This is a genomic window from Actinoplanes sp. 13 (genome assembly GCF_056134165.1).
The window spans coordinates 69,913-91,941 of sequence record NZ_JBVYOQ010000009.1 but is presented as its reverse complement, the minus strand read 5'-3'; the positions used below and the strand labels follow the sequence as shown (position 1 = coordinate 91,941).

The following is a 22,029-nucleotide window of genomic DNA, read 5'->3' as shown; positions in this document are numbered from 1 at the left end:
CCGTCGGCCTGGCCGCCCTCTCCGCGTACCGGCACTCGGCCGTCTTCTCCGCGTCCCTAGGCATCGGCCGTCCTCTCCGCGTCCCTAGGCCAATCGGCCGTCTTCTCCGCGTCCCCGGCCGATTGGCTAGCCTCCTAGGATGGCTTAGGCAGTGTGCCGCGTGGCCCAAGGGCGGTGGTAACCCTGTGCGAGGGTTGGCCGGATGTCAGCGGGAGCCGGCGGCGAAGCGCCCGGGACTCACCCCGAGGATGCGCCTGAAGTGCCGCACCATGTGCGGCTGGTCATAGAAACCGCTGCTCACCGCCACAGACCGCAGCGGCTGCCCGGCCAGGATCATCCGCCGGGCGAGGTCCACGCGGCGCGAGATCACATACTGATGCGGCGACATCCCGAACTCCCGCCCGAACGAGCGCACCAGATGCGCCGCCGCGAAATGCAACTGTTCAGCGGCCGTAGCCAGCGGCAGCCCGGCAACGATGTGCTCCTCGAGAAGGTCGCGGAGCCGATGGGCGGCATCCCGGGCAGGCGGCTCCGGGAGTTGATCGCCGAGGCGGCCGCGGAGACGTTCGAGGGCCACGGCGAGAACCCCTTCGGCGGCGGGTTCGTCGCCGGGAGTGCGCAACAGCCGGTGCACGTCGGAAACCAGCCGGTGCAGGTCACCGTCGGTGACGGCGGGCGTGTCGACGGCCGCCCCGATCAGGCGGTCGGGCAGTTGCCCAGGTTCCAGGTACAGCACCCGTTTCCGGAAGCCGCCCGGCCGCGCCGCCGTACCGTTGTGCGGCACCCGCGGCGGCAACAGGGTGACCAGGTCACCGAAGGCCCCACGCTCGTGCCGGTCCAGGTCGTACCGGACCGCACCGTCGTCGACGAGCAGCACGGTCCACGTGTCGTGGGCGTGCATCGGATAGGCGTGCTCGCCGAACCGGGCGTGCAGCACCTCGGCGACCCCGGCCAGCGGCGGTCGCCAGGCTCGGATCAGAGGCCCGCCGGGCACGTCAAAATCGTACAAGACCTGCTCCGGGCCGCCGCGAAACCATGAACGGCATGACCGCAGCGCCCCGCTTCACCACCAAGATCGCCGTCCTGCTCCGCGACGACCTGCTCGGCTGGCAACGGCTGAACGTCACCGCGTTCCTGGTCAGCGGCATCTCCACGGCGTCACCGGAGGTGATCGGCGAGCCCTACCAGGACGCCGACGACGTCACCTACCTGCCGATGTTCCGCCAGCCCGTGCTGGTCTTCGAAGGCAGCAAGGAGTTGCTCACCGCGGCACACACCCGCGCCCTGACCCGTGACGTCACCATGTCCATCTTCACGTCCGACCTGTTCACCACCGGCCACGACGCCGACAACCGGGCCGCCGTCCGAGCCGTCCCGACCGCCTCGCTGGACCTCGTGGGCCTGGCCATCCACGGCCCCAAGAACGCCACAGACAAAATCCTCAAAGGCGCAACCATGCACCCCTGACACGTACGACTTCGCAACCCCTGCGCCCCGACCGCCCTCGTCGCCCCGTGATCTCCGGCCACCCACGTGCCTCGCCCACCGCCCGGCCGCTCACGTGCGTCGGCCGCGCACGTGCGTCGGCCCCGCGCGCGGCGGACGGCCATGCACGGCGCGGCGACCGTCTCCGCGCCGCGACCGTCTCCGCGCCGCGACCGTCTCCGCGCCGCGACCGTCTCCGCGCCGCGACCGTCCACGCGCGGCGACCGCTCACGTTCGCGACCGCCCACGCGCGGCGGACGGGCAACGCGCGGCGGACGGGCCATGCCCGTCGACCCGTTGCCCGCGTCCGACCGCCGGCCACGGCGGGCCTCGCGCGCCGCTCACGGCGGGCCGCCCGCGAGGGCGTCGGCTGCCCGCTGCGGCCGCTCCTCATCCCACCCGGTAGCGCCGCCGCGCGGCTAGCGGAAGCTCCACCGTTGATTCGGGGTGCCGGCGCAGAACGTGACGATGACCCGATTGCCGGGCCGGCCACCGAAGTTCGGGTCGGCCAGGCACCGTCCGTTTGCGGCGTTCATCAGCCGGCCGTCGTCGTTGAGCGACCACTGCGCTGTGGTGCGGCCGTCGCACCGGGCCAGCTCGACACCCCCGTCACCCTGCATGTAGGCACAGAGGTCTTTCACCATGAGCGCCCGATCATCGGTGAGCGCCCACTGCTGCGGGCTGGAACCGTTGCAGTCGTCGACATGGACCTCGGCGCCCTCCTCGACATCACCGCCGCGCAGGTCCAGGCAGAGGCCCTGGCCGCTGATCAGGGGTTTCGGGGTGTCCTCCAACAGTGTGGGCGCCAGCTCGGCCGGGGGCCCGGGCACCGCGGTGGTGCTCCCGGTGCTGGGCCGCGTGGTAGGTCTCGGCGACGCACTGGACGCCGTAGCGCTGCGGGAAGCCGTCGTCGCGGGCGGTGCGGGGCGCACGTCGTCGTCCGACTGGCCGCCGCTGTCGTCAGCGTCGCCGCCGACGCCCGCGTCACCGGTCGGCACGGGACTGGTCGTCCGCGCCGGGCCGGTGATCGCCGGCAACTGCTGATCCGGCAGCGAGGTGGAAACGGTCGGCTCGAGCGCCGGGCGGATGACAGCCCACCCGGCGATCGCCAGCACCGCGGCAACTCCGGCGCCGGCCAGCATCAGCGGACGGCGCCGGTTACGCGAGCGCGCGGACCTGGACGGCGGGGCCGCGGGCACAGCCGGGATCACCTGAGTCGGTATCTCGCGGCTGGGGTCAGCCGGCCAGGTAGCAGCGGACGCCGCCACCTCACCCGGCCCACCGTCCTGCAGCAGGAACGGCCGCACCAGCAGCGGATCACGGTCGTCCGGCGACTCGTGGCCGTCGCTGGGCAGACCCTGGTAGCCGCTGTCGCCTTGCCATCCGTGCGGGTCCCGGCCGCTGTTCAGCGGGCCGGGCGTGTCGTGCCGCGCGGCGGGGGCGTTGGTGAGCGGAGCGGGCGCGTTGATGAGCGGAGCGTGCTCGGTGCCGCGCGGGGCATGGTCGCCGTGGCGGGAGCCGGGCGTGGTCGTCTCGCCTGCCGAGCCGATGCCCGTTGTCGCGTCCTCGTCCGCTGAGCCCACGCTCACTGGCTCTGCCACCCCCTGTAGGCAAATACGGTGCCTCAACTTACCGGCCCCCACGCACGTGCGTGGGGGCCGGTTCAGTCGATGATCCGACCTCAGCGCTTCCAGAACGGGACGGATCGTGCCTTCTTGGCCGGCGCCGGTGGCGCCTCGTTGCTGGTCGATGCGTTATCCCCGCTGCTGGTCGATCCATCGCCTCTTGTGACCGGTGACACACCAGGATCGTCAGGGGCCGCATCGGCGGCGAACTTCGCGATGAGGTCCGTCGTGGCAGCCCACTTCTCCTCGAGGGAGCCGGCGCCGCTGAGTTGGCCGACCAGCTCGCGGAATGCGACGACGAGGTCGGACTGCTTGTCGGGCAGGCCTTCGATCAGCACGGCAAGGCGGCTGGCGAGGTCGTCGAGCAGGTCACGCCGGTCCGCAGCAGGCAGGCCCGCGGCTTCGCGCAGGCGGCCGAGCTCCACGGCGAGCAGGCTGGTGAACTGGGCGAGTTCGGGCGGCGAGCCGGCCGGGTCGAAGAGCATGCCGGCTGACTCCATGGGGGCCGGCGGGGCCATCGACTCGACGGGCGGTGCACCGGCTCGAGCGTCGGCGTCGAGTCGGGCGTTGGCGTCGAGGAACGGCGCGCGCCGGGAGCGGGCGACCGAGGAGCCATGTTTACCGGCGCCGCCGGGCAGTCCGGACGGGGTTCCGGACAGCCCGAACGGGGCGGCGCCACGGGGCCGCATCGACGGTGGGCGGGGCGGCATCGGCGAGCCCGGCGCCATCGGAGCGGCGGGCGGTGGCGCGAACGGCGACGCCGCCATCGAGCCTGCCAGGAACATCGGGGGCTGCGATGCAGCCAGGGGCGGGGATTCCCAGCCGGACGGCATCTCGACCGGCTGTGTGACCCGCTTGCTCTGGCCGCCTTCGTTCACCACTCGCTCGTCCACCGCCACGTACGCGGTGAACCGGCACAGCACCCCGAAACGCAGCGAGGTCTGCACGATCTCCTTCTCCAGGGCAGGGTTGCCCACGGCGTACGCATCCTCGAGATCCCTCAGCCGAGCCCGCGCCCAGAGGGAGGTGATCGCCTGCTCGGACCGTTGTTGCACCGCGACGGCGGTGCGGAACTCCTGCTCGTCCCGAGTGCGCCCGGTGACCGTGAGAGCGCCGGCCGGTGTGCCGGTGTATCGGCCGGTCACCACCAGCGGGACCCCGGGGTAGAGGCCGGGGAGCCGGGCGGGGCTGCGCGTCTCGCCGAGCAGATCGATGCCCTCGCCGGTGACCGACAGGCCGGTCACCACGGGTGCGCCGATGCGGCGGTGGATGTGCTCCATCGCCTCGTCCAGGCGGTCTTCGCTCTCCACCAGCTCGGAGCGGCCGGCGCCGAGAGCGGCGAGCCGGCCGAGGAAGCCGGCGTTGACGGCCCGGTCGATGCCGACCGTGTGCACGCGGGTGGCGCCGATGAGCGGGGCGACCTCCCGCACGATCTGGTCCTCATTGCCCACCTGGCCATCGGTGACCAGCACCAGGACGCGGTCACGGCCGGTGCTGTCGGCGAGCAGGGCCAAACCGGCGCGCAACGGTGCGAGCAGGTCGGTGCCGCCGCGTGCGTCGGCGCGGGCCAGGTGCTCGACGGCCCGGTAGCGGTGCCGGTCGGTGGCCTCCACCAGGCCTTCGGCGAGGCCGTCCGGCCGCTCGACCTGGTGGTCGAAGGTGAGCACGGTGAAACGGTCGGCTGCGGTGAGGGTGTCGATCACGCGGGCGGCGGCGCGGCGGGCGGCCACCATCTTCCATCCGCCCATGCTGCCGGAGCGGTCCAGCAGCAGCACCACGTCCTTCGGCCGGGCGGGGGTTGCGGACTCCGGGGGAAGGACCACCAGCTGGTAGGTCCCCCGGTCACCCTCCTCGTCGGGGACCGCGACAGCCGTCTCGCCGCCGGGCGCGTATGCCAGGCGCAGCACGAAGTCACGATCGGCGCGCTCGCCGGGGGCGATCCGCAGGTGCCCGTCCTCCTCGGTGACCGTGTGCAGGCTGGAGCGGACCTCGCCGAGGGCCAGACCGGCCGGGTCGATCTCGACGCCGATCGACAGGCGCAACGGGTTGGGGAAGCCGGGCAGGAGCACCGGAGGGGAGATGCGCGACGCGTCCGGGACGGCGTCGGTGTCCGGGTGCTGGCCGTCGCCGACCCACGGGCCGGGAAGCGGGGCGCCGGGCACGTAGCGAGGCGCGACCACCAGCGGGAACCGGAAGGTGGCGGCGTCGTCCTCGTAGGCCAGGGGACCCACCAGGCGCAGCCGGACGACCACGCGCTCGCCCGGCATGATGTTGCCGACCCGCATGGTGAAGACGTCCGGCCGCTCCTCCTCGGCGATCGAGGCGCGTTGCCCGGCCGCGATGGCCTGGTCGTACTCCTCGCGGGCGTCGGCGCGCTCGCGCAGCCGGGCCACGACGGTCCGGTCGGCGGCGGTCATCGACATGCCGGTCACGGCGGCACGGTCCGGCAGCGGGAAGACGTAGGTCGCCTCCAGCGCGGTGTCGTGTGCGTTGACGAACTCGGTGGTCAGCTCGGTCCGCACGACGAGGCCACTGATCCTCGCCTGCACGTCGAGCCGGTCCAGCGGCAGATTTCCCCGCTCGGTGCGCAGCGTTCCCAGGCCGGCGTCCGGCTGGTCCCGGAGGCGGTCGAGCTCCGCCGTGCCCATCGGATCAACGGAAATGATCATTCATTTCTCCCATCGGTGAGCCCACGGGACGCGAGCAGGTCGAGCAGGGGTCGGGCGGCCGCGGCGAGCTCGCCTTGGTCGAGGTCGTCGATCGGTTGCGGGACGAGCAGGATCACGCCCATGCCGAGCGGCACGCCGTTGAGCACGAAGCCGGCATCCGCGGGGGACGGGCGGTCGCCCCACGCTTTCCGCTCCCGGCGGACGGCTTCGGCCAGCAGGTCCCGTGTCGTGGTGCCTGGCGCGGCCGACACCGGGGTGGCGGGCTCCGGAGCCGCGGGCGCAGGCTGGTCGGCGGGCGCCGGCCGGGTGGGCGCAGGCCGGGAGTGCGCGGGCAAGGAGTGCGCGGGCAAGGAGTGCGCGGGCAGGGTGGGCGCAGGCGGGGTGGGCGTGTGTCGCCAGAAGCCGTGCCGTGGTGCAGCCGCCGGCGGTGGCGGGTCGGTGGCAAGCAGTCCGGCCGGGACCCGGGCGGCCGCCGACAACTCCTCGTCGGAGGCGCCGGCGAGCTCGGCCTGAATCTCGGCGAGGGTGCGCCCGGCCGCCTGCCGCCGCTTGATGGCGACCAGTTGCAGCAGGTGGCGGGGGCCGTAGAGGGCGACCCGGTCCCGAGTGCCGAGCGGGCGGTCGACGAGGCCGATCGTCGAATACCACCGGATGGAGCGTCGGTCAGGGAGCCCACGGACACGGCCGTTGGGTGCGCCCGGATATTCGGCGGCGAGCGCCGTCTGCACCCGGTCCACCAACTGCTCCATCGTCCACATGCCAAGAGACTGACACTGTCATCATGACACTGTCAACTTCCGGTAGGGTGCCGGTATGCGAACTGGCGGCAACGGGAGGCGAAGTGTTCGAGAGCGTGCTCGGCAGGCTGCGGCTGGTTTCCCTGTCGCACGTCAACGACCCGGCGCGGATGAGCGTCTATCCCGGCGATCCGCCGTTCGAGCTGACGACGATCGCGACGCTGGAGCGCGACGGTTATCACCTGCAGGCGGTCCGGGCGGGCGAGCACACCGGGACGCACTGGGGCGCGCCGGGGCACTTCCACGCCGGGGAGCGTCTCGCCGACCAGCTCGATCCGGCGGATCTGTTCCGGCCCGCGGTGCGGATCGACGTGCGGGCGGCCTGCGCGTCCGACCCGGCATATGCGGTGACCGTCGCCGACCTGCGGGAATGGGAGGGGCGGTACGGCCGGATCCCGGACGAGTCGGTGGTCATCATCTGGACCGGCTGGGAGGCGAGGTTCGGCAGTGCGGGCTTCGCGCGGCATCCCGGGTTCGCGCCGGAGACGGTCCGCTGGCTGATCGACACGGGGCGGCTGGGGGAGCGCGGCGGCACCGGGACGGACGCGTTCAGCCCGGACGTCAGCACCGATCAGGAGTTCACCGTCTCCAAGCTGGTCTACCGGCGCCGCCGGATCAGCCTGGAGGTGCTGGCCAACCTCGCGGACATGCCCGCCACCGGTGCCTATGTCCTGTGCGGCGGGCAGATCAACCGGGCCGGCTCCGGCTCGACAGCGCTGATCTACGGTGTGCTGCCGCCGACCGGATAGCGTTCACCGTTCACCGTGAGGGTGTACGGGGCGTATTGGGTGACGGTCCCGGTCGGCTCGTCGTAAGCGACGACCGCCACCACCTTGGGATAGGTGGCGAGCTTGTCGAAGTCCTCCAGCGGCACCGCCTTGGCGCGGGCTCTGCCCAGGCCGATCAGGGCGACGTGCCAGTTGTGCACCGGCGTGGGCCGGACCTGGGTGGGGGACCGCCAACCGGCGAGCGTCGCGCTGTCCACGGCGGTGCCGCCGATCCGGACGTCGGAGATGTGCCAGCCGCCGAGGTTCACGGCCGCGTCACTGACGTACCGGAAACCGACGAGAATGCTCTCCCCGGCGTACCGGGAAAGGTCGTAATTGAGGGTGATGTCCGCTGCCTGGCCGGTGATCGCCGCCCCCAGCGGCCCCGGGGCTGTCCGGTCCCCGCTCACCGGCTGGTACGTGCGGCCGTCGTCCGCGGAGACCATGACATACCCGTAGTCGAAATCCTTTTCCAAGCCGTACGTCGTGGTGAACCGCAGTACCGGATCGGCCGCCGGCACCTCGACGGCGCGCACGGCGGCCGCGTCGGTGGACGACTCGTTGCCGGAGAACAGCATGTCGCTGTCGATCGTCCAGGTCAGCGGTGTCGGTGGCAGCGTGGCGGCGCCCTGGAAGGAGACCGAGCGCAGCGCGCGGGGCAGCCGGACGAAATCGGCGCCGTTGGGGGCGGCGCCCGGCGCACCGTGGGCGGACGGATCGGAGACGTTGACCGTGGAGCGCAGGCTCGCCGAGGTCACACGCTCGCGGGGCAGGCCCTTCATCACGCCGCCCCGCTGGTCGACGGCCTTGTCCACCAGCGTCATGATCTGGAAGTCGTGCAGCACGTCGTGCAGGCTGGTGCCCTTCGGCAGCGCCGCGGTGATCCCGTCCAAACCCTTGTTCGCGGTGTCCCGGTGCAACGCGGTGATGATCTCCGCGCCGAAACGATCCCGCAGGTAGAGCATCAGCTGATAGGCGATGCCGTAATCGGCGAGGACCTCGTCCGGTCCGCCCTCGTTCCAGAGGTTCAGCGAATTGGCCGGTGCGCTGCACGCCCGCGGGTTCGGGTTGTACGCCGTCTTCACGCCGCCGAATCCCTGGTAACAGGCGAGGTGATTGTCGAAGCCGCGGCGGTACACGTTCAGGCTCGGATCGACGTAACCGGTGAGCGTCTGGGCGTATTCGGACAGGCCCTCGTCGAGCCACATCTGCTCGACCGGGTCCGTGTAATAGCTGAGCAGGTGGTGCCACTCGTGAGCGAACGTCGACTCGTACATGTGCGGCCGGGCCGGGCGGCTCGTGCACAGGTCGTCGGTCGGCTCGTGCTGTGGGTCCGGGCCGGTCTGATGCGCCCAGTCGTAAGCGTCGATCGTGATCACGTTGCGGTCGAACAGTTCGTTGAGCTGCTCGGAGAAGAAGCCGGCGACGTACGTGGCACGTTCCGGGAAATCGAAGTAATTCTGGTCGCGGATGTTGTCGACCAGCGTCACCGTCCGGTTCCCCGTGCCGGTGAAGTCGCCGGGCAGCCCGGCGTCGGTGCCGGTCCGAGCCGGCGGCGTGCTGAACGCCGCCGTCTCCTTGGGGTGGATGTTTCCGTCGAACTCACGGATCAGGCCGTCGAGCTGGGCATCGGTGATCTCGGTGGCGTTGCCGCGGCAGTCGCCCTCCGGGAAGGCGAGGTCGGTCGCCACCCACACCTCGATGTGCTCACCGACCGCGCGCAACCGGTAATCCTTGCGGTACACATCGTTCTCGACCACGTTCAGTCCGGCCCAGCTGCGCACCGTTCCGACCGGCGGTGTCTCCGCGGCGGCACGCCGGGGGGCCGGCTTCGGCTTGTAACTGGCCGGCGGCAGCGGTTGCCCGTTGAGCGTCAGGCGGTCCGGGATCACCCCCGACACGTCCTCGACGGGGCTGGCGGCGGACTGGCTGGGACCGGGGACGGGCGGCGGCGTGACCATCGCCGCGCCGGCGGTCAGACCCTCGACCGGTGCCGCGCCTGCGGTCAGACCCTCGACCGGTGCCGCGCCTGTGGTCAGACCTTCGACCGGTGCGGCGCCGGCAGCGGACAGACCCGTAAGGAACGGGATGGTAACGGTTATTGCCGCGAAGCTCGCAAAAAGGGTGCGCGTCACGTCTCGCGACGCTACAGGCGATCGCCAGTCCGTGACGCCAACACCCGTCGTTGCGGATCAGGAAACCTCCCGACGGAGCACCCGTACGAAGCCGATGACCAGCGGGAGCATCACCCAGACGGCGGTCGAGACGGCCAGCCGGGCGTACTCGCCGCCGGTGGCGTCGGGCGTCGAGAGCGCCTGCGAGGTGACGTTGAGATCGAGCCATCCGGCGACGTCCCGCAGCTTGACGATGACCCCGCTCAGGACGCTCCAGACGGTCGGCAGCGCGAAGTAGATGACGATCGCCAGGGGAGTGTTGAGCAGCAGAGCGCCGAAGCCGATGCCCATCAGTACGAAGATCACTTGCAGGAGCAGGCTCTGCCAGATGAGCGAGGAGTCCAGCGCCCACGTGGCGTCACCGCCGAGCGCCCCGGCGATCACGTTCGCTACCGCGGCCAGCGCCGCCGTCGCCGCCGTCGCGGCGATCGCGATCAGGGTGGCCGCCAGGATCTTGGCCACCATGACCCGAGCGCGGGCCGGCACCAGGGTGAACGTGGTCAACGCGGTCCGCTGGGACCACTCGCTGGTCACCGACAGGATGCCCAGCACCGGCAGCAGCACCGCCGACGGCAGCAGGCCGAAGGTGAAGAACTCGAAGTACGTCTGCTCGGCGTCCGGCGCCCAGCCGAGCAGGATCGCCGAGGTGGCGACGGTGGCGAGGCCGATGATCAGCAGCAGCCAGAAGCCGGCCCGGGTGTCGGCGAGCTTGCGCAGCTCGACCAGGGTGAGGCGGCCCATCGGCACCGTGTCGCTGTGGGCCGGGGCGTGAGTCTCGGTCATGACGGTCATCGGACGACCTCCTGCATCTCGGCAGCGCCCTTGCCGTTGCCGGTCAGGCGCAGGAACATCTCCTCCAGGCCACCGGCGCCGGCCGGCCGCAACTCCAGCAGCACCACGCCGGCGGCCGCGGCGGCCTTGCCGATGGTCTGCGGGTCGGTGGGGACCAGCATGCTGCCGTCCGCCGACTTGGTGCCGGTGACGCCCATCTGCCGCAGCAGCGTGTCGAGTTCGGCCGGATCGGCGGCGCGCACCTGGGTGCCGGCCTCACCGAGCATCGTGTCCTTGTCACCCTGGACGAGGATGCGTCCACCGCCGATCACCACCAGTCGGTCGGCGACCGCCTCCACCTCGCGCAGCAGATGTGAGGAGAGCAGCACCGTGCCGCCGCGGTCGGCGAAGTCGCGCAGCAGACCGCGCATCCAGAAGATGCCCTCCGGGTCCAGGCCGTTGGCCGGTTCATCGAGGATCAGCACGCCCGGGTCGCCCAGCATGGCGTACGCGAGACCCAGCCGCTGCCGCATGCCCAGCGAGTACGCCCGCACCCGCCGCTTGGCCGCGGTGCTGTCCAGCCCCACCCTGGCCAGCCGCTCCGGCACCCGGGCGGTGTCCAGGCCCATCGTGATCGACGCCAGCGCGAGCACCTCGCGCCCGGTGCGCCCGGCGTGCTGGGCCGACGCGTCGAGCAGCACTCCGACCCGCCGCCCCGGGTTGCCCAGCCGCCGGTACGGGGTGCCGGCCACGGTCGACCGGCCCGAAGTGGGCGGGGTGAGTCCGACGATCATGCGCATCGTGGTCGACTTGCCGGCGCCGTTGGGCCCGAGGAAGCCGGTCACGGTGCCCGGCTCGCACACGAACGACACGTCGTCCACGGCGAGGTGGCTTCCGTACCTCTTGGTGAGTTGCTCGACCTCAATCATGGGATCAGCCTCGCGTCCGGCGGGCGGCCCGCGCTTCGGTCAGTGGTCGACGCTCGCAAACCTTCGTCGATGTCCGGCCTACAACTTTGGTCGGTATCGGCCCGGTGCGGGCGGCGGATATCGTCAGGGCCGTGGGCAGGGCGCTGACGGAGTACCGCTGGTTGTGGCCGTCCGCGCTGGTGGCGGACCCGGCCGGACCGGTTCCCGCCCGGCGCTCGACGCGCGACTGGGTGGTCGACACCCTCTGCTTCGTGATCGGCTTCGGCTTCGCCGCGTGGGCCACCTTCGACCTGTTCCAGGACAGATCGATCATGATGCAGGAATGGAGCAACACGCCGCCGTGGCTGGCGGTCGTCGACGGTCTGCTCGGCATGATCGCCGGGATCGCCCTCTGGTGGCGCCGCCGGTTCCTGATCCCGCTGGCTTGTTACTGCCTGGTGCTCTCACTGTTCTCGGTCGCGAGCGGGCCTGCTCTGACGATCGTGCTGTTCACGGTCGCGGTGCACCGCTCGTTCGGCATGCTCGCGACGTTTCTGCTGGCCGCGTTCGGCACCGGGGCGGTTTTCTCGCTGCTGCGGCCGACGGTGAACGGCGACTTCACCGAGACCTACTGGTGGGGCAACGCCGGCCTGGTGATCGTGGCGCTGTGGGGGATGCTGGTCCGTTCCCGCCGCCAGTTGATCGTCTCGTGGCGCGACCGGGCCGAGCGGGCCGAGTCCGAGCAGCAACTGCGGATCGCCCAGGCGCGGGTGGTGGAACGCACCCGCATCGCCCGGGAGATGCACGACGTGCTGGCCCACCGGATTTCCCTGCTCAGCCTGCACGCCGGCGCCCTGGAGTTCCGGCCGGACGCGCCGGCCGCCGAGATCGAAAGTGCGGCGGCCGTGGTTCGGGAGAGCGCACACCAGGCACTTCAGGATCTGCGGGCGGTGATCGGGGTGCTGCGCGAGGGTCAGTCGGAGGAGGCCGGTCCACCGGAGCGGCCGCAGCCCACGTTGAGCGCCCTGCCGGCGCTCGCCGACGAGTCCCGGGCCGCGGGAATCAAGCTGCAGCTCGACGTGGCGATCGTCGCGGAGGACGTGCCGGTGGCGACGGCTCGTGCCGCGTACCGCATCATTCAGGAAGGACTGACGAACGTGCGCAAGCATGCCCCGGGCGCCCGGGTGCGCGTCGCCGTCGGCGGTGCCCCCGGCGAGGGAGTGACCATCGAGGTGCGCAATCCGATGCCGGTGTCCGCTCCCGAGACGCCGATCCCCGGCACGGGAGTGGGCCTGATCGGTCTCGCCGAGCGCGCGACCCTGGCCGGCGGCCGTCTCAGCCACGGTTTCGACGACGGCGACTTCGTGCTCTCCGCGTGGCTGCCGTGGACGCAGTGAAAGAGGGTGCGGCTCCGGTCCGGGTGCTGATCGTCGACGACGATCCGCTGGTCCGGGCGGGCCTGTCCATGATCCTGTCCGGGGACGGTGAGGTGGCCGTGGTCGGGCAGGCGGCCGACGGCGCCGAGGTGCCCGCCGCGATCGCCGCGCACCGGCCCGATGTCGTGCTGATGGACATCCGGATGCCGGTCGTGGACGGGCTGGCCGCCACCGAGGCCCTCCGTGGCCGGCCGGGGGCGCCCGAGGTGCTGGTGCTCACCACGTTCGACGCTGACGAGTTCGTGCTGCGGGCGCTTCGGGCGGGGGCGAGCGGTTTCCTGCTCAAGGACACGCCACCGGGACAGATCAAGCAGGCGGTGCTGCGGGTGGCCAGGGGTGAGGCGACGCTCTCGCCGAGCGTGACCCGGCAGTTGATCGCGCACGTTTCGGCCGGACCCCCGGACCGGGGCCACGCCGGTGAGCAGCTGAGCCGGCTCAGCGCCAGGGAGAGGGAGGTGGCGTTCGCCGTCGCGCAGGGCAAGTCGAACGCGGAGATCTCGGCGGAGCTCTACATGTCGGTGGCGACGGTGAAAGCGCACGTGTCGCGGGTTCTCACCAAGCTTGATCTCAACAACCGGGTGCAGGTGGCACTACTCGTGCACGACGCCGGTCTCGCCTGAAGCGGCAACGGCGGAAGGCCGGCGACCGAGGCCGCGGAATGACGGCGGCAGGGGAAGCGGCAGGGCCGGAGAGGCGGCAGGGCAGGGGACGACGCGGCGAGGCCGGGAGGCGGCGAGGGCGGGAGGCGGCGAGCGGCGTCGGCCGGGTTCTATTCGAAGAGGGAGTGGTCGCGCCCACCTTCGGCGCGGGAGCGGGCCCGGCGGCGCATCTGCACGACCACGATGTCGATCACCGCGGCGACGGCCCACGCTGCCAGCAGCCAGCCCGGCACGGTCCAACCTGCCCGGAACAGCAGCACCGAGAGCACGGTGCACACGACGAGACCGAACGCGGCCAGCGCCAGGCGCAGGTTCAACGGTGAGTACGGCTCCTCGACGGTGCCGCGACGGCCTCGAGGCTGCGGTCCGATCGGCATGGACGGCAGCCTACCCGCGGGTCGCCCCAGCAAACGCGAAGGCGACTCGGTAGGCGGTCCTCGCAAACCGGGGCAGCCCGGCGCGGGCAAGGGCGGGGGCTGGGCGCGCGAGGGCGGGTGCGCGAGGGCGGATGCGAAGGCGGGTGCGCGGGGCTGGGCGCGCGAGGGCGGGACGCGGCGGGGCGGCCGGGCGGCGTTGCACCCCGCTTGGTGCTGCCCGGGGGCGTGTGACGACCGGCGGTGGAGCGCATGGAGCGGAGCCCATGGGCGTACATGATCGAGAAGTCTCTATATCGCTGGTCCGCTGTGGACGACATGATGGGAGGCGGTCATCCCGTCGATAGGAGGCGACATGCCCGAGCCGGGCCACATCCCCGCGGAGGCCACGACTCCCGAGCGCCGGCTCGGCACGTGGCCGATCTTCGTCATCGCGGTCTCCGCCATGACGCCGCTGACCGTCGTGGCCGGGGCGCTGCCCCTCGGCTACGGGCAGGTCCAGGAGAAAGGCATCCCGGTCGCGTACATGCTGGTCGCCGCCGTGCTCGGCGTCTTCGCGGTGGGGCTCGCCGCGATGGCCCGGCATGTGCCGAACAGCGGCGCCTTCTACGCGTACGCGGCGGCCGGCCTGTCCCGGCCGGCCGGCGTGGGGACGGCGTTCGTCGCGCTGCTGGCCTACAACGCCATGCAGATCGGGCTCTACGGCGCGTTCGGGGTGGCCGCCCACCATGCCGCCGCAACGTTCGGGCTGGAGATCTCGTGGGTGATCTGGGCGCTGGCCGGCTGGGCGCTGATCGCAGTCCTCGGCCGGTTGAACATTGATTTGAACGCTCGCATCCTGACCGTCCTGGTCTGCGCGGAAGTGCTGATCGTGCTGATCCTGGACGCGGCCATGCTCGGCAACCCGGCCGGCGGCACGGTCACGGTCGACACGCTCAACCCGGCGCTGATCGCCAGCGCCGGCGGTGTCGCCCTGCTGGTCGCCGCGGTCGCCGGGATGGTCGGCTTCGAGGCGCCGCTGGTCTACGCGGCCGAGGCGAAGGATCCGCGCCGCACCGTGGCCCGCGCGATCGGGTTGACCCTGCTGGTGGCGGCCGTCCTCTACGGCGGCACCGCCTGGGTGATGTCGGTCGTCGCCGGTCCCGATCAGATCATCGCGATCGCCGCCGACCACCTGGACGACCTGTTCTTCTTCCTGCCCGAGCCCTACCTTCCGGCCGCCGTGATCGATCTGGCCCGGGTGTTCTTCGCGACCAGCCTGTTCGCCGCGATGCTCGCCTTCCACCACACCGTCGCGCGCTATGCGCTGACGGTCGCCCGTGAAGGTGTGCTGCCGGGCGAGCTGGCCCGGACCCGCGACGACGTCCCGGTCACGGCGTCGGTCGCGCAGTCCGCGCTGGCCCTGGTCGTGCTGCTGCTGTTCGCCGTCGCCGGCTGGAACCCCACCACCGACCTGTTCTTCTTCGGCACGGTGTCCGGCGGTCTGGGTGTGCTGGTGCTCATGGTGATCGCCGCGGTCGCCGTGGTCCGTTACTTCCGGGGCGGCGACCGCGGCGAGACCCGCTGGCGCAGCGCGATCGCCCCGTGGATCTCGCTGATCTTCCTCACGTTGATCCTGCTGCTCACGGTCGTGTCGTTCGGCATCCTGCTGGACTCCGACAACCTGCTCAAGGTGTGGTCCCCGCCGCTCGCGTTCCTGGTGCTCTACCTGGTGGGCCTGCGCTGGGGCAGGACCCTCCGCCAGCAGCGCCCGGATGTGTATGCGGTGATCGGAACCGGTCGCCCGCCGTCCTCGCCTGATCCCACCGACTCCACCGCGGCGGAAAGCGCGGCGGAAGGCGCGGCCGAAGCGCCGACCGAGCCCCCGGTCGGCCCCGACAATCCCGCCTGACCTGCGTGGGACCGCGATCACGGCCGGCGTGACCAGTGAAGGTGGCGTCGATGGAGAACCGGGATCACCCCGAAGCGCCGGCCGCCATCCGGTCCGCCTCGTGCAGCACCCGCAGCACGTTGCCCGACGCGAGTTTGCGCAGCTCGGCTTCTGCCCAGCCCCGGTCACGCAACTCGTCGAGCAGCCGCGGGTACGTCGACACGTCCGCCAGCGCGGGCGGCACCTCCAACGTGCCGTCGTAGTCCCCGCCGAGCCCCAGGTGATCCACCCCGGCCACCTCCCGGGCGTGCTCGACGTGGTCGGCCACCTGCGCCACGGTCGCCTCCGGCTTGGGATGGGCCGCCAGCCACGCGCGGAAGGCCGGCTCCGCCGCCACGTCCACCGGCCATGTCACCGGCACCGCGGCGGGATCCTCGCCCGGCCGGGGCGACCGGGGCCACGTCCACGGGTCCGGCGGCAGGCCCAGCCGCTGCCACTCCGCGGTGGCGGCCTCCTGCCATTCGTTGAGCGCCGCGCAGACGAAGTACGACACGAACGTCAACTGGATGACCCCACCGTTCGCGGGCAGACGGGACAGCACGTCGTCCGGGACGTTGCGGGGATGGTCGGTGACCGCGCGCGCCCCCGAGTGCGAGAAGATCACCGGGGCGACGGCCTCGTCCAGGGCCGCGTGCATCGTCTCGGTGGCGACGTGTGACAGATCGACGAGGACGCCGATGCGCTGCATCTCGCGTACGATCGCCCGCCCTTGTGCCGTGAGGCCGCCCACCGCCGGAGGCTGCGCCGCCGAATCCGCCCAGCCGGTGTGATCGTTGTGGGTCAGCGTCACGTAACGGACGCCGAGCCGGGCCAGCGCGCGCAGCACGCCGAGGGATCCGGCCAGGCTGTGGCCGCCCTCGACGCCGATCAGCGAGGCGATCCGCCCGGCCGCCATGATGCGCTCCACGTCCGCCGCGGTACGGGCGATCTCCAGGTCCGCCGGGTAGGCGGCCACCATCCGGTACACCAGGTCGATCTGCTCCAGCGTGTCCACCACCGCGCGGGGCTCCGGCAGGTCCGAAGGCACGAACACGGACCAGAACTGGGCGCCGACCCCGCCGGCCCGCAACCGCGGCAGGTCGGTGTGCAGCGGCGGCCGCTCCTGTTCGAGCCCCGCCACGCCGGAGGAGTGCCACTCGCGCAGCCGCATGGGCAGATCGTTGTGGCCGTCGAAGATCAGCATCATTCCTCCTGGCTACCGGCAGTCGTCCCTGGGTGCAAGCGAATCCGCCCGGATGGCGGCGGTTGAGCCGCAACCGGGTGGCACCTGCACGGGCACTTGGCGCGCACCCGTCGCCCTGGAATCTCTTTCACATGCCCGGCCGACAACGGCTGGACAAACCGGGGGAGTTCTTAAATGCGACGCGCCAAGCTGCCGAAGTCTGTGACAGCTCTGACCGCCGTAATCGCCGGCACCGCCGCTGTGATGGTGCCCAGTGCCGCTGCCGCGGCCGACGCCGAGCTGGCCATCCAGGCCGCAGACGACAGCTACACCTCGAGCGCCCGCAAGACCGCCGCGTTCGGCTCGGCCGACAAGCTCGTGGCCGGCAAGTCGGGTGGCGACACGAAGACCGCGTTCCTGAAGTTCACGGTTCCGGCCGGCACCGACGTCAAGAAGGCGCGGCTGTTCCTGAGCCCGTCCGGCAAGCCGTCGGGCAAGGTCACCATCTCCCGGGTCGTGAACAACTCGTGGACCGAGGCGAAGCTGACCTCCGGTAACGCCCCGAAGCTGGGCCTCGCGGTCGCCTCGGCGACCCCGGCCTCCACCGACACCCGGGTCGGCCTCGACCTGAGCGCCGAGATCACCGGCCCCGGCACCTACTCGTTCGCCGTCACCTCGTCGCTGACCAACGGCGCCGTCCGCTTCCAGTCGGCCGAGAACAAGGCCGGCGGCGGCCCGGAGCTGGTCGTCACCACCGACGGCAAGGCCCCGGCCGCCGTGACCCCGGCCAAGCCGGTCACCCCGGTCGCCGCCGGCGACTACGCCAACTGCGTCACCGACGCCAAGCTCGTGCCCTCTTGCGGCGTGCTGTGGGGCGGCGCGGCCGGCGGTTTCACCAGCAAGCCGCGCGACCTCGAGCACAAGAACTGGGAGAAGCTGAGCGGCCGCACCGCGACGATCTTCCACACGTACCACAAGGGCAACGAGGTGTTCCCGACCAAGGCCGAGATCGCCATGACCAACGACGCCGCGAACCCCCGCGTGCTGCTGTTGAACTGGAAGGTCGCGTACGGCTCCACCTGGGCCAAGGTCGCCAAGGGCGAGCAGAACAAGCGGATCGACGCGTTCGCCGCGCGGATGAAGACGTACGGCAAGAAGGCCTTCCTCGTGCTCAACCACGAGCCGGAGAACGATGTCGTCGCCAAGGCCGGTTCCGGCTGGGAGGCCAAGGACTTCGCGGCGATGTACCGCCACACCATCCAGCGCCTGCGTCAGCAGGGCGTGACCAACGTGGTCAACGTGCTCGCCTACATGGGCAACGAGAAGTGGATGGCGCAGACCTGGTGGAAGGACCTCTACCCGGGCAACGACATCGTCGACTGGATCGGCCTGGACTCGTACGTCTCGGTCGAGAAGGGTTACTACCACTACGGCGTCTTCGGTGACCTGCTGGACCGTGCCCCCAAGGGCGGCGGCCTCGGCTTCTACGACTGGGCGCGGGCCAAGCACGCCGACAAGCCGCTGATGATCGCCGAGTGGGGCGGTTACCACCGCATCGGCAAGCCCACCGACAAGACCGCCGTCTACAACAGCGTCCTGCCCGAGCTGGTCAAGCGTCCCGGCATCAAGGCGATCGTGCACTTCGACACGAAGGCCGACGACGAGGGCAACCGCGACATCAGCATCAACAGCACCCCGGCGAGCCTGGCCTCCTTCAAGAAGCTGGCCGCCAGCCCGATCTTCAACGTGAAGCTCCGCTGATCACGCACCGAGAAGCTCTGCTCCTCCCCTGAAAAAGGGAAACGCCGTCCGGTCCCCCGCCGGGCGGCGTTTCCTTTCCCTGTGCCGCCCGGTCAGCCGGTGAGGACTGCCTGCAAGCGTTTCGCCTCCGCCACCAGCCGAGAGCTGCCGCCCCGCCCGGCAAGCGGTGCCAGCGCGGCGATCCGGCCACGAGCACCCGTCGCCCGGGCCACCTGGGTGGTCAGTTCCAGCAGGTCGTGCAGAGCAGCGCCTGCTCCAGGTCCAGGTCCACGGTTCCCAGCCGTCGGCCTCCGCCCGGGCCGGCCGAGTGGCCAGGACAGACGCGTCGAGGCTGCCGTTCACGTGGGTGGGTGTGGCGAGCAGCAGCGCACCGATGCCGTCGAGGTCCCGGGCCAGGGCCAGCTCGTCCAAGCGCTCCCACGCGAGGGTCACGCCTCGACCGCCTCGACGGCCTCCGGCGACGCGGCACGCACCAGGCGGACGGCGAGCGCATGCTTGCACGGGCCCCGGTCACCGCGGTGCTGGGCCCACCACGGGCAGGTGCACGACGAGGCGTTACGCACCTGATAGACCTCGTCGCCGCTGCGGACCGTCGAGACCTGCGGCCCGGCCGTGACCGCGCCGGCCGCCACCAGGGCCCGGGCGCCGGCGAGCCGGGGATTCATCTTCTCCACCGCGTCCGCCGAGTAGGGCAGGGTGCGGTGGAAGTAGCCCGCCTCGGCCACGTCGTAGCCGACCCGCCCCGCCGCCCCCAGCTGGGTCAGCGCGTCACGCACCCGGCGGGCGTCGATGCCGGCCGCGGTGGCCAGCGCGTCCACGTCGATGGCCGGGTCCCAGGAGAGCAGGGCGCTGATCAGGTCGGCGTCGTCGGCGGCCTGGTCGGAGGCGAGCGACTCCAGCACCGCACCCTCGCCGGAGAACCCGCGGTACGGCTCCGGCGACAGGGTCAGCGACAGCCGCAGTGACGGCAAGCTCAGCTCCCACGTGCTGGCCACCGGCCCGCTGCCCGCGGACACGGATGGACCGTGGACGCGCAGCGTTCGCGCGTACCGAAGGAAGGGTTTCAGGGATGCCAGCCGCCCGGCGCCCGGGAGGCAGACCGCGCCCGGCGCGGGCCGGGAGGTGAGGCGCAGCGAACGGCCCGCCGGCACCGCCCAGAGCACCGATCTGTCGCTGGCCGGCAGCCGGTTGAGCAGCACCCGGGCCTCGGCCGTCCCGATCTCGGCGCGCGGGTCGAAACGCGCGGTCAGCACCTGCGCCTCGGCGAAGCCGCGCAGCCACCGGGACGGCAACGGCACCTTCCGCTCGACCAGCGGGCCGTCGAAGGTGGTCACGGTGAGATCGTCCGGACCGACCGCGACGTGCAGCGGGTCGGTGCGCCCGACCCGCGTCAACGCCCGCTGCAGAGGCAGGTTGACGTCGACGTTGGTGGTGCCGTGCGCGACGATCTCGCCGTCCAGGCCGGCGGGCAGCAGGTCCATCCGGGCGTAGACGCCGCAGCAGCCGGAGAAGGACTCGAAGCGCAGCCGGTCGGAGCCGGCCGTGACCACCGGGTCCAGGCTGACCGGGCCGGCCGGCCGGAAATAGCGGGTCCGGGCGACCTCGGCCACCGCCAGCAGACCGGTCGCGGCGGCGCCCGGGTCGGTGAGGAAGCCGGTGAAGAAGCGGGGGTGCGCGGCCGGGCCGCCGGAGGTCTGCAGGGTGAGACCGCCGTCGAGGGCCGACGAGCCGAGGTACGAGAACGCCGCGGAAACCATGCCGGAGAACCTAGGGATCGGGTACGACATTTTCGAGACCCGCCCCAACTCCGGCGCGCGGCGGCGCTCCGTGCCACGATGGGCGAAAAGACTTAAGTGGGAGAGATGAGCGAACACGTTTCCGACAGCACCGAATGGCAGAGCCTCCAGGGACTCGCGGAGAAGTTCTCGGCGGTGCACCTGCGTGACCTGTTCGGCAGCGACCCGCAGCGCGGTGAGCGGTACGCCGCGGAGGTCGCCGGCCTGTACGTGGACTACAGCAAGAACCTGATCACCGACGAGGTGCTGTCCGCCCTGTTCGCCCTGGCCCAGCGGGCGCGGCTGAGCGAGAAGATCACCGCGATGTTCGCCGGCGAGCACATCAACGTCACCGAGGACCGCGCTGTGCTGCACACCGCGCTGCGCCTGCCACGGGACGCGTCGCTGGTCGTCGACGGCCAGGACGTGGTCGCCGACGTGCACGAGGTCCTGGACCGGATGGGCGCGTTCGCCGAGAAGGTGCGCTCGGGGGAGTGGACCGGGCACACGGGGCAGCGCATCACGACCGTGGTCAACATCGGCATCGGCGGGTCCGACCTGGGCCCGGTGATGGCGTACGAGGCGCTGAAGGATTACTCCCAGCGCGACATCGAGTGCCGGTTCGTGTCGAACATCGACCCGACCGACCTCTACGAGAAGACCCGGGACCTCGACCCGGCGACCACGCTGTTCATCATCGTGTCGAAGACGTTCACCACCCAGGAGACGTTGACGAACGCGCGCGAGGCCCGGTCGTGGCTGTTGAACACGTTGACCGATGACGCCGCTGTGGCGAAGCACTTCGTCGCCGTCAGCACCAACGCCGAGAAGGTCAGCGAGTTCGGCATCAACACCGACAACATGTTCGGCTTCTGGGACTGGGTCGGCGGCCGCTACTCGCTGCCGAGCGCAGTCGGCCTGTCCGTCATGATCGCGGTCGGCAAGGACAACTTCGCCGACATGCTGAGCGGGTACCGCGCCGTCGACGAGCACTTCCGCAGCACCCCGATCGAGCGCAACGTGCCGGCCCTGCTCGGGCTGATCAACGTCTGGTACGACACGTTCCTCGGCGCCCAGTCGCACGCGGTCCTGCCGTACGCGCAGTACCTGCACCGGTTCGCCGCGTACCTGCAGCAGCTGACCATGGAGAGCAACGGCAAGTCGGTGCGCCTGTCCGGCGAGCCGGTCTCCTTCCAGACCGGCGAGGTGTTCTGGGGCGAGCCCGGCACCAACGGCCAGCACGCCTTCTACCAGCTGATCCACCAGGGCACCAAGCTGATCCCGGCGGACTTCATCGGCTTCAGCGTGCCGAACCACGACATCGGCGAGATGCACGACCTGTTCATGTCCAACTTCCTGGCCCAGACCGGCGCGCTCGCGTTCGGCCGGACGCTGGAGCAGGTGCAGGCCGAGGGCACCGACGCCAAGGTGGCGCCGCACCGAGTGATGCAGGGCAACCACCCGACCACCACGATCCTCGCCGAGAAGCTCACCCCGGCCACGTTCGGGCAGCTCGTGGCGCTCTACGAGCACATCACGTTCACCCAGGGCGTGATCTGGGAGATCAACTCGTTCGACCAGTGGGGTGTCGAGCTCGGCAAGGTGATGGCCAACCAGCTGGCGCCGAAGCTGGCCTCGGGCGAGGCCCCGGCCGACGATGCCGACTCGTCCACCAACATCCTGATCAAGCGGTACCGGGCAGCGCGCGGGCGCTGACCTTTCATAGGCTCGGTGCC

The 22,029-nt window shown here is 71.3% G+C and carries 17 protein-coding genes; 7 read left to right on the top strand and 10 right to left on the bottom strand.

Annotated features, from left to right (window positions below; all coding sequences use genetic code 11):
- Positions 1 to 205: 205 nt before the first annotated feature.
- Positions 206 to 994: a helix-turn-helix domain-containing protein gene (locus tag AC0NH5_RS20000; protein ID WP_474405903.1), complete on the bottom strand. Its 789-nt coding sequence runs from the start codon at positions 992 to 994 to the stop codon at positions 206 to 208.
- A gap of 50 nt (positions 995 to 1,044) precedes the next feature.
- On the opposite strand from AC0NH5_RS20000, the gene AC0NH5_RS19995 reads away from it, so the two are divergent.
- Complete coding sequence (locus AC0NH5_RS19995; RefSeq protein WP_474405902.1) at positions 1,045 to 1,467, top strand: DUF2000 family protein; 423 nt, start codon at positions 1,045 to 1,047, stop codon at positions 1,465 to 1,467.
- 437 nt (positions 1,468 to 1,904) lie between these two features.
- On the opposite strand, the gene AC0NH5_RS19990 is transcribed toward AC0NH5_RS19995, so the two are convergent.
- From AC0NH5_RS19990 to AC0NH5_RS19980, 3 genes are all read right to left on the bottom strand, one after another.
- Positions 1,905 to 3,086, bottom strand: coding sequence for a ricin-type beta-trefoil lectin domain protein (locus AC0NH5_RS19990; RefSeq protein ID WP_474405901.1), 1,182 nt, complete (start codon positions 3,084 to 3,086; stop codon positions 1,905 to 1,907).
- Between the two features lie 80 nt (positions 3,087 to 3,166).
- Positions 3,167 to 5,779 (bottom strand): VIT domain-containing protein, encoded by a 2,613-nt coding sequence (locus tag AC0NH5_RS19985; RefSeq protein WP_474405899.1) that lies wholly within the window; start codon positions 5,777 to 5,779, stop codon positions 3,167 to 3,169.
- Entirely contained in the window at positions 5,776 to 6,537 is a 762-nt protein-coding gene (locus AC0NH5_RS19980) for a MerR family transcriptional regulator (protein ID WP_474405898.1), read from the bottom strand. Before AC0NH5_RS19980 ends, AC0NH5_RS19985 begins: the two co-directional genes overlap by 4 nt.
- 83 nt (positions 6,538 to 6,620) lie before the next feature.
- Between AC0NH5_RS19980 and AC0NH5_RS19975 the strand changes: the two genes are divergently transcribed.
- Positions 6,621 to 7,325 carry a cyclase family protein gene (locus AC0NH5_RS19975; RefSeq protein WP_474405897.1) on the top strand — a complete coding sequence of 235 codons (705 nt, stop codon included), beginning with the start codon at positions 6,621 to 6,623 and terminating at the stop codon, positions 7,323 to 7,325.
- Here the strand turns inward: AC0NH5_RS19975 and AC0NH5_RS19970 are convergent.
- Genes AC0NH5_RS19970 through AC0NH5_RS19960 form a run of 3 tightly spaced genes read right to left on the bottom strand, consistent with a single transcriptional unit; the run spans position 7,298 to position 11,217 of the window.
- The gene (locus AC0NH5_RS19970) at positions 7,298 to 9,478 is read right to left on the bottom strand and encodes a peptidase M6 immune inhibitor A (protein WP_474405895.1); all 2,181 of its coding nucleotides are present in this window, start codon (positions 9,476 to 9,478) and stop codon (positions 7,298 to 7,300) included. The two genes, AC0NH5_RS19975 and AC0NH5_RS19970, sit on opposite strands and share 28 nt — an antisense overlap.
- A gap of 57 nt (positions 9,479 to 9,535) precedes the next feature.
- Entirely contained in the window at positions 9,536 to 10,309 is a 774-nt protein-coding gene (locus tag AC0NH5_RS19965) for an ABC transporter permease (protein WP_474405893.1), read from the bottom strand.
- A complete protein-coding gene (locus tag AC0NH5_RS19960) occupies positions 10,306 to 11,217 on the bottom strand; it encodes an ABC transporter ATP-binding protein (protein ID WP_474405890.1) in 912 nt (303 codons plus the stop codon). Before AC0NH5_RS19960 ends, AC0NH5_RS19965 begins: the two co-directional genes overlap by 4 nt.
- 131 nt (positions 11,218 to 11,348) lie before the next feature.
- Here AC0NH5_RS19960 and AC0NH5_RS19955 point away from each other — a divergent pair, with 131 nt between their 5' ends.
- Together AC0NH5_RS19955 and AC0NH5_RS19950 are read left to right on the top strand one after the other, a co-directional pair.
- On the top strand, positions 11,349 to 12,593 hold the full coding sequence (locus AC0NH5_RS19955) for a sensor histidine kinase (protein WP_474405888.1): 1,245 nt from the start codon (positions 11,349 to 11,351) through the stop codon (positions 12,591 to 12,593).
- Positions 12,581 to 13,252 carry a response regulator gene (locus AC0NH5_RS19950; protein ID WP_474405887.1) on the top strand — a complete coding sequence of 224 codons (672 nt, stop codon included), beginning with the start codon at positions 12,581 to 12,583 and terminating at the stop codon, positions 13,250 to 13,252. The genes AC0NH5_RS19955 and AC0NH5_RS19950 overlap by 13 nt, the downstream gene beginning before the upstream one ends.
- A 149-nt stretch (positions 13,253 to 13,401) precedes the next feature.
- On the opposite strand, the gene AC0NH5_RS19945 is transcribed toward AC0NH5_RS19950, so the two are convergent.
- Positions 13,402 to 13,668: a hypothetical protein gene (locus AC0NH5_RS19945; protein WP_474405884.1), complete on the bottom strand. Its 267-nt coding sequence runs from the start codon at positions 13,666 to 13,668 to the stop codon at positions 13,402 to 13,404.
- A gap of 352 nt (positions 13,669 to 14,020) precedes the next feature.
- On the opposite strand from AC0NH5_RS19945, the gene AC0NH5_RS19940 reads away from it, so the two are divergent.
- Entirely contained in the window at positions 14,021 to 15,556 is a 1,536-nt protein-coding gene (locus AC0NH5_RS19940) for an APC family permease (protein ID WP_474405882.1), read from the top strand.
- Positions 15,557 to 15,620: 64 nt separating this feature from the next.
- Here the strand turns inward: AC0NH5_RS19940 and AC0NH5_RS19935 are convergent, their stop codons facing one another.
- A complete protein-coding gene (locus AC0NH5_RS19935) occupies positions 15,621 to 16,778 on the bottom strand; it encodes a dipeptidase (RefSeq protein ID WP_474405879.1) in 1,158 nt (385 codons plus the stop codon).
- A 174-nt stretch (positions 16,779 to 16,952) separates the two neighbouring features.
- On the opposite strand from AC0NH5_RS19935, the gene AC0NH5_RS19930 reads away from it, so the two are divergent.
- On the top strand, positions 16,953 to 18,518 hold the full coding sequence (locus AC0NH5_RS19930) for a CBM96 family carbohydrate-binding protein (protein ID WP_474405876.1): 1,566 nt from the start codon (positions 16,953 to 16,955) through the stop codon (positions 18,516 to 18,518).
- 428 nt (positions 18,519 to 18,946) lie between these two features.
- On the opposite strand, the gene AC0NH5_RS19925 is transcribed toward AC0NH5_RS19930, so the two are convergent.
- Positions 18,947 to 20,275, bottom strand: a complete 1,329-nt coding sequence (locus AC0NH5_RS19925; RefSeq protein WP_474405873.1) for an SWIM zinc finger family protein — start codon at positions 20,273 to 20,275, stop codon at positions 18,947 to 18,949.
- A gap of 105 nt (positions 20,276 to 20,380) precedes the next feature.
- On the opposite strand from AC0NH5_RS19925, the gene pgi reads away from it, so the two are divergent.
- On the top strand, positions 20,381 to 22,009 hold the full coding sequence (gene pgi, locus AC0NH5_RS19920; protein WP_474405871.1) for a glucose-6-phosphate isomerase: 1,629 nt from the start codon (positions 20,381 to 20,383) through the stop codon (positions 22,007 to 22,009).
- Positions 22,010 to 22,029: the final 20 nt, after the last annotated feature.

What these genes read in the sequence shown, in the direction of transcription:
- AC0NH5_RS19995 (WP_474405902.1), top strand. Translation starts at nt 1,045, where the DNA reads ATGACCGCAGCGCCCCGCTTCACCACCAAGATCGCCGTCCTGCTCCGC.
- AC0NH5_RS19985 (WP_474405899.1), bottom strand. Translation starts at nt 5,779, where the DNA reads ATGATCATTTCCGTTGATCCGATGGGCACGGCGGAGCTCGACCGCCTC.
- AC0NH5_RS19980 (WP_474405898.1), bottom strand. Translation starts at nt 6,537, where the DNA reads ATGTGGACGATGGAGCAGTTGGTGGACCGGGTGCAGACGGCGCTCGCC.
- AC0NH5_RS19965 (WP_474405893.1), bottom strand. Translation starts at nt 10,309, where the DNA reads ATGACCGTCATGACCGAGACTCACGCCCCGGCCCACAGCGACACGGTG.
- AC0NH5_RS19960 (WP_474405890.1), bottom strand. Translation starts at nt 11,217, where the DNA reads ATGATTGAGGTCGAGCAACTCACCAAGAGGTACGGAAGCCACCTCGCC.
- AC0NH5_RS19945 (WP_474405884.1), bottom strand. Translation starts at nt 13,668, where the DNA reads ATGCCGATCGGACCGCAGCCTCGAGGCCGTCGCGGCACCGTCGAGGAG.
- AC0NH5_RS19940 (WP_474405882.1), top strand. Translation starts at nt 14,021, where the DNA reads ATGCCCGAGCCGGGCCACATCCCCGCGGAGGCCACGACTCCCGAGCGC.
- AC0NH5_RS19935 (WP_474405879.1), bottom strand. Translation starts at nt 16,778, where the DNA reads ATGCTGATCTTCGACGGCCACAACGATCTGCCCATGCGGCTGCGCGAG.
- AC0NH5_RS19930 (WP_474405876.1), top strand. Translation starts at nt 16,953, where the DNA reads ATGCGACGCGCCAAGCTGCCGAAGTCTGTGACAGCTCTGACCGCCGTA.
- AC0NH5_RS19925 (WP_474405873.1), bottom strand. Translation starts at nt 20,275, where the DNA reads ATGGTTTCCGCGGCGTTCTCGTACCTCGGCTCGTCGGCCCTCGACGGC.
- pgi (WP_474405871.1), top strand. Translation starts at nt 20,381, where the DNA reads ATGAGCGAACACGTTTCCGACAGCACCGAATGGCAGAGCCTCCAGGGA.